The sequence below is a fragment of the Paenibacillus mobilis genome, from assembly GCF_058267595.1.
The window spans coordinates 93,063-105,415 of sequence record NZ_JBZCMS010000002.1; the positions used below are offsets into that span (position 1 = coordinate 93,063).

Annotated in this window: 10 protein-coding genes; 2 read left to right on the forward strand and 8 right to left on the reverse strand. The window is 50.7% G+C overall.

Features of this window, described 5'->3' with window-relative positions; translation table 11 throughout:
• Positions 1 to 69 precede the first annotated feature (69 nt).
• Both glgA and glgB read right to left on the reverse strand, forming a co-directional pair.
• The gene (gene glgA / locus AC3ZPD_RS03580) at positions 70 to 1,506 is read right to left on the reverse strand and encodes a glycogen synthase GlgA (protein ID WP_490982902.1); all 1,437 of its coding nucleotides are present in this window, start codon (positions 1,504 to 1,506) and stop codon (positions 70 to 72) included.
• A gap of 62 nt (positions 1,507 to 1,568) precedes the next feature.
• Positions 1,569 to 3,587, reverse strand: coding sequence for a 1,4-alpha-glucan branching protein GlgB (gene glgB, locus AC3ZPD_RS03585; protein WP_490982903.1), 2,019 nt, complete (start codon positions 3,585 to 3,587; stop codon positions 1,569 to 1,571).
• 215 nt (positions 3,588 to 3,802) lie between these two features.
• On the opposite strand from glgB, the gene AC3ZPD_RS03590 reads away from it, so the two are divergent.
• Entirely contained in the window at positions 3,803 to 5,020 is a 1,218-nt protein-coding gene (locus AC3ZPD_RS03590) for a glucose-1-phosphate adenylyltransferase (RefSeq protein ID WP_490982904.1), read from the forward strand.
• Between the two features lie 98 nt (positions 5,021 to 5,118).
• Here AC3ZPD_RS03590 and AC3ZPD_RS03595 read toward each other — a convergent pair whose 3' ends face one another.
• The 6 genes from AC3ZPD_RS03595 to AC3ZPD_RS03620 form a co-directional block, all read right to left on the reverse strand.
• Positions 5,119 to 5,652 carry a GNAT family N-acetyltransferase gene (locus AC3ZPD_RS03595; RefSeq protein ID WP_490982905.1) on the reverse strand — a complete coding sequence of 178 codons (534 nt, stop codon included), beginning with the start codon at positions 5,650 to 5,652 and terminating at the stop codon, positions 5,119 to 5,121.
• A 56-nt stretch (positions 5,653 to 5,708) separates the two neighbouring features.
• On the reverse strand, positions 5,709 to 7,160 hold the full coding sequence (locus tag AC3ZPD_RS03600) for a sensor histidine kinase (RefSeq protein WP_490982906.1): 1,452 nt from the start codon (positions 7,158 to 7,160) through the stop codon (positions 5,709 to 5,711).
• Positions 7,157 to 7,855, reverse strand: a complete 699-nt coding sequence (locus AC3ZPD_RS03605) for a response regulator transcription factor (RefSeq protein ID WP_490982907.1) — start codon at positions 7,853 to 7,855, stop codon at positions 7,157 to 7,159. The genes AC3ZPD_RS03600 and AC3ZPD_RS03605 overlap by 4 nt, the downstream gene beginning before the upstream one ends.
• A gap of 30 nt (positions 7,856 to 7,885) precedes the next feature.
• On the reverse strand, positions 7,886 to 9,151 hold the full coding sequence (locus AC3ZPD_RS03610) for an FG-GAP repeat domain-containing protein (protein WP_490982908.1): 1,266 nt from the start codon (positions 9,149 to 9,151) through the stop codon (positions 7,886 to 7,888).
• Position 9,152: 1 nt separating this feature from the next.
• Positions 9,153 to 9,878 carry a phosphonate ABC transporter ATP-binding protein gene (locus AC3ZPD_RS03615; protein WP_490982909.1) on the reverse strand — a complete coding sequence of 242 codons (726 nt, stop codon included), beginning with the start codon at positions 9,876 to 9,878 and terminating at the stop codon, positions 9,153 to 9,155.
• A 90-nt stretch (positions 9,879 to 9,968) separates the two neighbouring features.
• Complete coding sequence (locus AC3ZPD_RS03620) at positions 9,969 to 11,171, reverse strand: MFS transporter (protein ID WP_490982910.1); 1,203 nt, start codon at positions 11,169 to 11,171, stop codon at positions 9,969 to 9,971.
• A gap of 215 nt (positions 11,172 to 11,386) precedes the next feature.
• Between AC3ZPD_RS03620 and AC3ZPD_RS03625 the strand changes: the two genes are divergently transcribed.
• Entirely contained in the window at positions 11,387 to 12,316 is a 930-nt protein-coding gene (locus AC3ZPD_RS03625) for an ArsR/SmtB family transcription factor (protein ID WP_490982911.1), read from the forward strand.
• Positions 12,317 to 12,353: the final 37 nt, after the last annotated feature.

Consider the following 12,353-nt stretch of genomic DNA (forward strand, 5'->3'; position numbering starts at 1 on the left):
TCTTGCACTGAAAAAGGCCGACCGGGGAATCCGATCGGCCTTTTTCTTGTTATGAATGGTTTAGTTAAATTACGATAATCCGGTGACCCGGCGGTAAATCTCTTCGTATTCCGCGGCGGAAACACTCCAGCTGTAATCCCCGGCGAAAGCGTTTTTAGTGATTTTCTTCCAATGCTCCGGCAGATGGTAAAAATGAACCGCCCGGCGCAGCGTATACAGCAAATCATGGGCGTTATAATGCGTAAACGTGAAGCCGTTCCCTTCGCCCGTAAACTCATTATACGCTTGGACCGTATCGTTAAGGCCGCCCGTTTCCCGTACGATCGGGATGCTCCCGTAGCGAAGCGCCAGCAGCTGGCTGATCCCGCAGGGCTCGAATTTGGACGGCATCAGGAACATATCCGAACCGGCGTAAATCCGGCGCGACAGACCGTCATCAAACAGAATTTGGGTCGAAAGCTTCTGCGGCTGGCGATTGGCGGCTTCACGGAACCACTGCTCATAGGCAGGATCTCCGGTTCCCAGAACCACAACCTGCACGTCATCAAAATAAAGCAGCTCATCGAGTATGCGAAGAACCAGGTCCAGCCCTTTAGGTTCCACCAAGCGGGTTACCATGCCGACCAAAGGGATGTCCGGGGCTGCCGGCAGGCCTAGCTCCTCTTGAAGTTTTATTTTATTTTCGCGTTTCTTGGACAAATTGCTGCGGTAGGTCACCGGCAAAGCTTTGTCCGTCGCCGGATTATACAGCTTGGTGTCTATTCCGTTTACGATCCCCGACAGCCGCCCGCTGATCGAACGAAGCAGCCCGTCCAGCCCGTATCCGTAAAAGGATGTCTGGATTTCCTGGGCGTAGGTCGGACTGACCGTCGTTACATGATCGGCAAAAACAAGACCGGCTTTCATGTAATTCACATTCCCGTAATACTCTACGCCTTCCGGAGTGAAATAGCTGTCCGGCAGGCCCAGTAAATCGCCTAACACCTCATAAGGGAAAATCCCCTGATAAAGCAGGTTATGTACGGTAAAAACCGTCTTGATGTCGGCATAAAAAGGATTATGTCTGTAATGATGGCGAAGCAGCAGCGGAACCGGGCCCGAATGCCAGTCATGGACATGGATGACGTCCGGCTTAAAATCGATCAGCGGCAGCACATCAAGCACCGCACGGCTGAAGTAGGCAAAACGTTCTCCATCGTCTCCATAGCCGTAAATGCCGTCCCGTGCGAAATAATCCTCATTGTCGACAAAATAAACTTTAATCCCTTCAAAGACCAGCATTTCGACCCCGCAATACTTCTCGCGCCAGCCTACATAAACGCTGGTGGTCCCCAAATGAACCATTTCCTGCTTAAAGCGGTCGGGAATCGTTTTGTATTTAGGCATGACGATCCGAATATCGTGTCCTTCCTTCAGCAAAGCCTTGGGCAGCGCCCCGATTACGTCGGCAAGACCGCCCGTTTTCACAAATGGCGTTCCTTCTGCTGCGGCAAACAATAGGTTCATACCACTCTCTCCTTTGAATAAAATCAAGCTGTTTTCGCTGCCCATATTCATTACCGGAAGTGTTATTCAACCCCTGCCGAGGATGTACGGGCACGTTTCTTTGTATCGTTCTTTGTACCGGCAGCTGCAGATTTAGCGGGTTTGGCCGGCTCGGTTTCAGGTTTGGTTTTTCCGTCTGCGGCGGAAGCCGTTTTTTTCCAGATCGTCACGCTTAACGGCGGCAGCTTCAGCTCGATGCTATGGATCTGATCATGCCACTCGACCTTTTCGGCTGTGAGCGGGCTGCCATTGGGCGTTCCGCTGCCCCCGAAGCGGGAATCTTCGCTGCTGAAAATTTCGCGGTAAACACCGGCTTTCGGAACGCCGATCCGGTAACGCTCGCGGTAAACCGGCTGGAAATTGATGACGACTAGCAGCGTATCTCCGCTTTTTTTCCCTTTTCGCAAGAAAGCAATGACGCTTTGTCCGGCATCGTGCGGCGTCAGCCATTGATAGCCGTCCATGCCGTGATCATGCTCCCAAAGCGCGTTTTCCCGCAAATAAAAATGATTTAAGGCTCTTGTATACTCCAGCATCAGCCGGTGGGAATCGTAATCCAGCAGGAACCAGTCCAATTGGTCCTGGTCTTTCCATTCAATAAATTGTCCAAACTCTCCTCCCATAAAAAGCAGTTTTTTGCCCGGAGAAGTCAGCTGGTAAGCAAGAAGCACACGAAGCCCTGCAAATTTCTGTTCATACGTCCCCGGCATTTTGTCGAGCAGCGACTTTTTGCCGTGCACGACCTCGTCATGCGAAAGAGGAAGCGTATAATTTTCGGAATAAGCATAAACGATTGGAAAGGTCAGCAGGTTATGTTTGGAAGGCCTGTCCCAAAAAGGCGTCTCCACATAAGCGAGCGTGTCGTTCATCCAGCCCATATTCCATTTGTAATTAAACCCAAGTCCGCCTTCTTCAACGCTCCGGGTCACCATCGGCCAAGCGCTGGACTCCTCGGCCATCATCAGGGCGTGCGGATAATGGTTAGAGACAGCCAGATTCAGTTCTTTAAGGAAAGCGATTGCCTCCAGATTTTCGGTGCCGCCAAACTCATTGAGCCGGTATTGCCCTTCGCCTTTCTCAAAATCCAGCTTCAGCATGCTGGTCACGGCGTCCACCCGAAGTCCGTCAAAATGATACACGTCCATCCAATAAAGGGCGTTCGAAATCAAAAAAGCGCGAACCTCCGGTTTGCCAAAATCAAAGCTCAGCGTTCCCCAGCCGGGTTTATCCGCCTTTAGCGGGTCGCTGTATTCGAACAGCGGGGTTCCGTCGAACAATCTCAGACCATGATCGTCGCGAGCAAAATGACCCGGGACCCAATCGAGCAAAACGCCAATATCGTTCTGATGGCACATGTCTACAAAATACATCAGGTCTTCCGGCTTGCCATAGCGGCTGGTCGGCGCAAAATAGCCGGTGGCCTGGTAACCCCAGGACAAATCGTAAGGGTGTTCGGTAAGCGGCATAATTTCAATATGGGTATACCCCATTTCCTTGACGTAAGGAATTAATACCTCTGCCATCTCGCGGTACGAATATAATTCGCCGCCTTCTTTTTGCCGCCAGGTCCCGAAATGCACTTCATAAATATTAAGCGGTTTCCGGTACGGAATCCGGTTCTTCCGCCTCCATGTGCCGTCCCCCCAGCGATAACCTTCAATCGAAGCCACAACCGATGCGGTGTTCGGCCTCACTTCGGCATGGAAAGCATAGGGATCAGCTTTCAAAAACACGCGTCCGTCCGGACCCGTAATTTCATACTTGTAAAAAGTTCCTTGGACGATTCCTGGGAAAAAACGACTCCAAAACCCGGATTCGGGTATCTTATATAAGGAGTCGTTCTCTCCCCTCCAACCGTTCCAATCCGAAGCAATCCCGACATGGCTGGCATGCGGTGCCCAAACGGTAAAGCGGACGCCGCTAAGACCATTTTCAACGGTCAGATGAGCTCCGAGCGAACGATAGCTGCGATATAAAGTTCCTTCGTGGAACAAATAAATATCTTGTGGTGAAATCGCTACTGCGTGGTTATCTGCGGCCATGTCCGACACCTCATCACATCCATTCTCCATTAATAAAAAAATGATGATATATGTTCTTTATTACCCCTATTCATAATTATTGAAAAGGAAAAGGAACATGCTGTCATTAATTTTGTAATTTTTCAAATCATTCCAAAGTAAAATGGTTTCAACATCAGTATATCTCGTTTATGTATGTACTACACTGACAAAAACAAATTCGGGAGGGAAACGACATGAGTAATAAACAATGCATTGCCATGCTGCTTGCGGGGGGAGAAGGCCGCAGACTTTCTCCGCTCACGTCCAGCCAAGCAAAACCGGCGGTGCCTTTCGGCAGCCGTTATCGAATTATCGATTTTCCTCTCAGCAACTGCGTCAATTCCGGCATTGATACGATCGGCGTTCTAACGCAATATGAAGCTGATTCATTGCATAATCACATCGGAGACGGAACTGCTTGGGGACTTGGGACCAATGAAAATGGAGGCATCGCGCTGCTTCCCGCCAATCAAAACGGTGCAGACGAATATTTGGGAACCGCTGATGCCATTTATAAAAATTTAGATTATATCGACAGCCAAAATCCGGAGAATGTGCTGATTTTGTCCGGCGATCATATTTACCATATGGATTACCGCGAAATGCTTGAAGCACATATCCAATCGGATGCTCCTGCCACGATTTCCGTAATGCCTGTACCTTGGGAGGAAGCTCACCGTTTCGGAGTTATGGTTACTGACGATGAATATAGAATTAAGGAATTTGCAGAAAAGCCGGAGAAACCGCAGAGCAATCTGGCTTCCATGGGCATTTATTTGTTCAAGTGGAGTTATTTGAAACAGCATTTGATTGAAGACGCCGCAAACGATAAGTCGAGTCATGACTTTGGCAAAGACGTAATTCCTAAAATGCTGGCGGGCGAAGAAACCCTTCAAGCTTATCCGTTTAAAGGATATTGGAGAGACGTGGGTACGGTTGGCAGCCTGTGGGAAGCCCACATGGATCTGCTTTGCGAAGAAAGCGACTGGCAGCTTCATAACGAAGCTTGGCCGATGTATACCAATGAGTGCAGCACCAGCCTGAAATCCTCCAAACACAGCGGAATTCCGGCTAAAAGCTCGATGATTCACGACAACTGTGCATTGGAAGGTTATGCGGAGCGATCCGTTGTCTTCGGCGGCACCTCTATCGGCAGATTTACGAAAGTGAAAGACAGCGTGGTTATGCCAAATGTGCAAATCGGACGCAACGTCCTGGTCGAATGCGCGATTATCGGGGAAGGCGCAACCATTAAAGACGGAGCCATTATCAAAGGCACTCCTGACCAGGTGGTCGTGATCGGCCCCGGTGAAACGGTGCTGGCCAAACCGCCGGTTCGTTCGCAGTCTTCCAGGCTGCTCAAAGAAGTTTATGACAATACGGCGCTGCGCGCTGGAGGAATGTCCTCTTAATCTTCCCTATTTTAACATAAAAAACAGCCGGGCTATAAGTAGCCGGCTGTTTTTTTACATGAAAAAATAAAAGTTCGTTGCACCGTGTCCCTGGGAAATTAGCTTAAACCTGGACTTCGGCGTTCATATAAATTAGCCAGATGGTCTTTCTGCTCCGAGGTTCCCTTAAAAACAAAACCCTGGCTCTGGTAATACCGGTTCAACCCTTCGCTGATGCTTCTGCAGTCGAGCCGGAGCCCTTTTTTGTTCGCTTTAACCGCTTTCCCCATCGCCCATTCCAGGAAAGCCTGGCCGAGACCATATTGACGAAAAGGAACACTAACGGTCAACCTGTGCAAATAATAATAGTCCGGATCGTCCTTCAACTTCCAATAAGACGGGTCGGAATGCTGGAGCGTGAACATCCCGGCCGGCGTTTCGCCATCCAAGGCAATAAACACTTCCCGCTGTTCAAAATAAGTCAGAACCTCGGCTGTCGTAAACTGCTCCGGTTTCCATTGGTTAATCCCTTGTGCCTGCATCCAGGCTGCCGCTTCCGTTAGAAGCGCCCGCACCTGTTCGGCTTCGGCCGGGGTGGCCTGGAGCAGCCTAAAGGTTTTGCCGGAAACGTTTAAAAGCTCTTGCTCTTGCAAACAGCCGCTCCTATGTTTCTCCGAGGACATGATTCGCTCCCCCCGCTTCCCTATTCTTAAATCTCTTTAGCTTCATCCGGATTTTGGACGCCTGCGGGCATTTCCTCATCCTGCTTCATAAGCGGCAACGTAACCTGTACCGTCGTTCCCGTCCCAAGCTCGCTTTCCATAGAAATCGTACCCTTATGAAGCTCCACCAGCTGCTGGGTTATGGCCAGTCCGAGACCGGTCCCCCCGCCCTGATGGTTCACCTGGAAGAAACGATCCTTGACTCTGCGCAGGTTTTCTTCGCTGATGCCGATTCCAGTGTCCTTAACGCTGATCGCAGCTGTCTCTTCCGCTTTGGTTACCCTCAGGTAAATCACTGAATTTTCGTGCGAAAATTTAATGGCGTTATCCACGAGATTAAGGAACACCTGCTTCAGCCGGTTGGCATCCCCAGAAACCAGAACGGGTTCGTCCGTTTCACCTTCCAGCTTCAAATGAATTTGCTTCTGTTCCGCTTTTGCCCAGACGTTCAGCATAATTTCCTGCAGCAGCTCGGTAATATTGACGCTGCCGATCACCAGTTTCATCTCGTTCTGCTGGAGTTTGCTGAAATCCAGCATTTCCTCTACCAGGCCGATGAGCCGGTCGGTTTCTTTGGAGATGATTTTCATGCCGATTTCCGTTTCATCTTTGTCAAAACCGCCCATGGTCAGCGTTTCGCTCCAGCCTTTAATGCCGGTCAGCGGCGTGCGCAGCTCGTGGGAGATCGAGGAGATAAAATCGTCTTTGATCTGATTGCTCCGGACGATTTCCTGTGCCATAAAGTTTAATGTGGCGGCCAGCTCACCAAGTTCGTAAGCATAGTCGCCCTTCACCCTGACGTCGAAATTGCCTTTTGCCATCTGGGAGGAAACGGCCTGGATATTGTTGATCGGCTTCACGATCGAATTAGCCAAACCCATGCTGAACAGCAGGACAACCGCAAGCACGACCAGGCCAATCACGATGGACAAAAGCGTAATGTTCAGCAGCTTCTCATTGACCAGCTCCAGTGAAGTAACGTACCGGATGATAAACTTGTTGGTGCCGTTCTCCTTCAGCGGGCTTGAAACCGCCATGACCAGCTCCCCGGTCCCCGGCTGCCTGCCGATCCATTTGCTGATGTTGCCTGCCTTGGCCTGCAGCACATCGCTGGTCTGCACAGGTTTATCGACCTGGAAGTCGGTGCTGTTGGTCAGCACAACCCCGTCGCCGTTTACGATCTCCACCTCGGTGTTCACAAGCTTGAAGGTCTGGATCATATCCGGCAAATAACTCAAATCGTCCTCTTCGTTTTGTTTCACGTATTTTTGGAAATAGTCCGATGCCCAAGCCGCGTAGTTCTCCAGGTGGGTGCTTATGCTGTTGTAATAATAAGACCGGATCGCAAACATAAAAATAACTTCAACTAACAGCAGCGTAACAAACACCACGATGAAATAATGCATGACGATCTGGCGGCCGATGCCTTTTTTGATCATTTACTATCGCCTTTCCATTTGTAGCCGTGACCCCAAACCGTTTGCAGGTATTCGGGTTCGGACGGATTGCTTTCGATTTTCTGCCGCAGCCGCCGGATATTCACGTCCACGATTTTGGGATCGCCCATATAATCCTTGCCCCAAACATGATCAAGCAGCACGTCCCGGCTTAGCGGCGTATTTTCCTGTTCAAGGAAATATTGTATCAGCGAAAATTCAGTCGGCGTCAGCTCCAGAAGCTGACCGTTTTTCTTGAACTGCTTGGAGATCAGGTCCAGTGAAAAAGGCCCCGACGTAAACGATACCTTAGCGCTGCTTTCCCGGTAAACGTTCACGCGACGCAGCAGCGAATGGATCCGCGCGATCAGCTCGGTAGGGCTGAACGGCTTGCTCACATGATCGTCCGCTCCGACGGACAAGGCGTAAACCTTGTCTTGCTCCTGGACTTTTGCCGTCAGAAAAATAATGCCGATCCGTTCATTCGTCTCCCTGACTCTCCGGCACACTTCAAAGCCGTCGATCCCCGGCACCATAACGTCCAGTAAAGCGATGTCGATATCCGGCACCGTGGTAAGTTTGATCAGAGCTTCATAGCCGTCGGCCGCCTCTAGCACTTCGAAGCCGTTGCGCTTCAGATTGATCACGATAAAACTGCGGATCGATTCTTCATCTTCCAAAATCAAAACTTTGCTCACTGCTGTTAACCTTCCTCTCCGATCTTTATTCTATTGTTCCCCCCAGCCGGTTTTGGAAGCGGTGTTTAAGCCCCGGTATCCGATGACCCGGTCGCTGGTGCGCTCCAGCAGCTTCCAGTCCTGCTTCATGCGGTCCCACTGGGATAAAGTGAAATATTTGACTTCCAGCACCGTATGCCCGTTGTCGGTTCTGATAAATTTGATGTACTGGTCTTTAATCGATTTCGTATCGATGGTCACCTTGCCGATCAAATCCGTCGGAATCGGCAACCCGAGGAACTCCTCCCATACCGGTTTGTCGGCTTTGTCGACCTGATAATAATTATACAGCCAAGGAATGTCTTCAAGGGAAAAACCGTCCCAGCCCGCCGGCTTCTGTAGCAGCCCGTATTCCAGAATGCCGTCTCCGTTGACGTCGCCGCTCGGAATCCGGTCATCCTTGTACGTCTGATCCTGCCCCAGCACCTGAACGAGCTTGCCGTCTTTCATCGTAATCACAAGGGTATACGACGAATTGCCAGCGGCATTCAAAGAAACATCAAGCATGATCCCCTGCTCGCCGTCGGACGTTATTTTTCCGGTCACCATATTATAGTAGCCATTTATGTTCGAATCCAGATCCAGCTTATCGAGCTGCTCAAAGGATTTGCCGTCATATTGGAAGGTCATCACACTGGAAAACTCGTTTTTCTTGAAATAAACGACCGATAGATCCGTTTTACCGTCCGCATTCAAATCGTTAACCACATAATAGCTGTAAGGCAGCTCCACAAGGATTTTCTCCAGCTTGCCGTCAGCAAAAGAATAAACGGACAACCCCTTCTGCACCTGCTGCTCCCCGCTGGAGTAACCGGCGATGATGTCGACCTTGCCGTCGTTCGTCAGATCCGCCAGTCTCAATGATTCCAGCACCTGGCCTTCGCCGTCGATTTTGGCCTGAGGCGACCAGGTTCCGTTTTTGTTGACAAACACGACACCATGGATCGGGACGGGATCATCAGGCGTTTCATAAAAAACCAGCGCTTCGTTATGCCCGTCATTATCCAGATCCACGACCCGGATCAGGCTGGTGGTTCCGTCATCGGTCGGACGTATGAGGGTGCCTCCGCTCGGCAATTGAGCCAGATACTGGTTCACCACACTTTTAAGCGATTCATTATCCGAGGTCAGCTGCGGAGCCTTCATGGACGCTTTCGGATCAAAGTCCAGATCGCAGCCGCTCAGCACCAACATCAATACACCCAGGAGCAAAATGCCAAACCTGTTTCTGCCTTTCAACCGCATCACTCTTTTCATGCTAGATCAGCTTCTTCTCGCTGCCGGTCAGTCTTCTGCCCGCAACGTCAAGCACCAGCTTGCCTTCCGCAATGCCCCAGATCCGGGTGCACCAGCGTTCGGCGAGCTCAATCGGCAGCGCGGCAATGACCGTTTTGCGCTGTTCCTGGCAGATGGTTTTCAGCGTATCCAGCACATTGTCGGCGGAATGGGGATCCAGTCCGACCACCGGCTCGTCCGCCGTAATGACAGAGGCGCCATGCACCAGCGCCATACAGATGGCAGTGCGCTGCTTCTCCCCGCCGCTAAGCTTGCCGGCCGGGACTTTGGCTTTATCCAGCAGTCCGAAACGCTCCAGCTCGTCCATGGCCCCCATATAATCGTCGGAACGGACCATTCCCGTCAGCCGTCGCCACCAAGGCGTCTGGCCGACCTGTCCGATCAGCACGTTTTTATGGGCGGTTTTATTCGGATTCAGCTGGGGGTTTTGTTCGAGATAAGCAAATTTGGATTTATTTTTTATAGAAGCGCCTCCGCTTCCGGAAATAAGGTCCTCTCCCCTGAACGTGTAAGACCCTTTGCTCCAGCGCGTGCGCAGCGCCAGACAGCGCAGCAGCGTACTTTTGCCGCTCCCGCTCGGTCCTACTACGCCAATCATTTCCCCTTCTCCAAATTCCAGAAAAATGTTGTCCAGAACCATTTTACCTTCTGAAGTCATATGTTTTGTCAAGCCAGCTACTTTATACATCGACCAATCTCCTTTTGACTTTTGGCAACCGTAACTCCCTAACCTTTAGTGTAGGGGAAACGGGACATAAAATCCAGCGGGCAAAGCCGTTTAAGGGGTTTCAGGTTTGTTACCTTTAAAAAGGAATCCGGACAAGGCAAACAAAAGGTATCCGGATCCCAGCAGCAGAAACAGCGAGCTTGTTAAACCGGTCTCCATCAGCGCGCCGCTTACATTCGGCCCTACCATGCTGCCCAGATTGAAATGGAAGGAAGCGACCACGTTGGCGGCAGGCAGCAGGCTGCGCGGCAGAATATCCGCCGCAAAAGCGAGTCCCAGCGAGAAAAACGAGCTGACAAGCCCGCCCGCCAGCATGAAAAGGATCAGCAGCGGCCAAAACGCCGTTCCGGTAAGCGGCACGGCAAGAAACAGCAGCCCGCCGAGCAGTCCGGCAGCCATCAGCACCTTTTTCCGACCGATCCGGTCGCTAAGCAAACCCAGCGGCAATTGAAGGATAAGTCCGCCAATTCCGAAAAACGGAAGCAGCGTCGAGATTTCTCCTGAAGTCATCCCTATGCGCAGGCCGTATATCGGGAAAGTCCCGCTCATGCCCGCTTCCATATAGCCGTACAGCAAAGCTGGAATCAGCGCAAACCAGGCCAGGGAATAAACCCTAGCGTATCTGCGGCCGCTCTTCTCTTCATGGGATTCCTGGCGGGCCGGATGAGTATCCTTAAGCCTGAAAATGATAATGAAGACCAGGAGCAGAAAAAAAACCGAAAGGACAGCAAACGGCGTCATACTGCCGAAATGCAGCAGCTTGATGCCAAGCGGTCCAAAGCTGAAGCCTAAGCCGTAAAACATGCCGTAAAGCGAAATGATTTTTCCCCGCTGATTCGGCGGCGTTACCAGCAGCAGCCAAAGCTGGGCCGCGAAATTAATGGCGCTGTCGCCCATGCCGACGATTAGGCGGAGCCCAAACCAAAGCGACAGGTTTGAAGTCAGCGGGAATAACGGAAGCGCGGCCGTAACGGCGATCAAACCGCCGAGCAGCAGTTTTTTGAAACCGGATGCCTTCAGTATCCGCTCTGCGGTGATCGACATCGCAAAGGATCCGATGTAAAGGGCTGCGGCATGAAAGCCGTTAACCGAGGAGGGAATCCCCCTTTTTTCCATAAAAATAGATAATACCGGCAGCAGCAAACCTTGGCTCAAGCCTGCTACGACCACTACTGAAATCAAAATGGCGATCGGACCGTAAGAATCGCCCTTTGAACCGAATCTGGACCTGAAAGCCGTAAACCAAGATGTCATTGTTAATCCTCCGTTTATTGCCATCCGGACCCCGGCAAGCAAATGGCCCGGCAAAAATATTTCAAACCTCAATATTATAGTGGACAAGCAAGAAATGAACAAGCCATAATGGAAATAAATAACCATTCGAATCCTTATCATGCAAAGATGGATAAGGACGGAAGGATTGTTGAACACGAGTTATTTCTCAATTCATCCTGGGAGGTACATGAATCATGGCCTATAAAGTAAGGGTGGACGTATCTTCGATCTATGAATTCCTGAACAGCTTCATTATTTTCACCAATTCCCGCTGGATCAACAACCTGGACCTGGGACATGAATGGGTGGCCGAATCCAGAAAGAAATTGACCCGGCAGGAAAACGATAAATTAGCTGAAGCCGCGAGCTGGCCATTTTTTAATGTAGATCTTCTCTTAGCTTGGGCCATTCAAAGGAAACCGAAGATGCGGATCCCTGATTTTCTGGATCATTTGGAACACGGAGACGCCGGGCCAGTCCATGGCGAAGTTTTAAAACTAATGCCTAATCTAAAGGCCGAAGACATTGATTTTGTCAGGACCCGTTACGTCCCGCTGCTGCGCATCTGGTATGAACGTTATTTTAAAGCTATTGAGCAGGAGCACGAACACTATCTCCGGGAAGACGTGCTGGAGAAGAAAACGCTGGAAAGCAAAATGGATCCTATAGATTTAATAGAGCTGTCTACAAGCGGCATCCTGGTCGGCGACCATCTTCCGATAGATGAGGTTGTGCTTCTTCCCACTCTGCACCTTAGACCTCTAAATACATATTGCTTTTACGAGCGTCTGCTTATGCTGCAATACCCGGTGGAATTTCCCGAACAAGAAGGACAGCCGCCAAACATCCTGCTTCGCCTGACCAAAGCGCTGGCGGAACCGAAACGGCTGAACCTGCTCCGGTTCATTTCCGAAAACGGCCCCCTCTCCATCTCGGAGATGAAAAAAAGTCTCCCGGAAATGGCCGATCATATGACCCACCATCTGATGCTGCTCCGCGTGGCCGGTTTGCTGCACATCCATCTGGAGGTCAATCAGGAGGAAGATCAGCACGAGACCTACAGCCTGCGGGAGGACGGCATTTCGGATCTCCAAATTTTTCTTGAATCCTATATTCAGGTATAATTAGCATCAGTTAACCCAACTTCGGACTAGACGCAGC

Bases quoted from the DNA above. Each gene is read 5' to 3' on its own strand.
- glgA (WP_490982902.1), bottom strand. From the start codon at position 1,506: ATGAACCTATTGTTTGCCGCAGCAGAAGGAACGCCATTTGTGAAAACG.
- glgB (WP_490982903.1), bottom strand. From the start codon at position 3,587: ATGGCCGCAGATAACCACGCAGTAGCGATTTCACCACAAGATATTTAT.
- AC3ZPD_RS03590 (WP_490982904.1), top strand. From the start codon at position 3,803: ATGAGTAATAAACAATGCATTGCCATGCTGCTTGCGGGGGGAGAAGGC.
- AC3ZPD_RS03600 (WP_490982906.1), bottom strand. From the start codon at position 7,160: ATGATCAAAAAAGGCATCGGCCGCCAGATCGTCATGCATTATTTCATC.
- AC3ZPD_RS03610 (WP_490982908.1), bottom strand. From the start codon at position 9,151: ATGAAAAGAGTGATGCGGTTGAAAGGCAGAAACAGGTTTGGCATTTTG.
- AC3ZPD_RS03615 (WP_490982909.1), bottom strand. From the start codon at position 9,878: ATGTATAAAGTAGCTGGCTTGACAAAACATATGACTTCAGAAGGTAAA.
- AC3ZPD_RS03620 (WP_490982910.1), bottom strand. From the start codon at position 11,171: ATGACATCTTGGTTTACGGCTTTCAGGTCCAGATTCGGTTCAAAGGGC.
- AC3ZPD_RS03625 (WP_490982911.1), top strand. From the start codon at position 11,387: ATGGCCTATAAAGTAAGGGTGGACGTATCTTCGATCTATGAATTCCTG.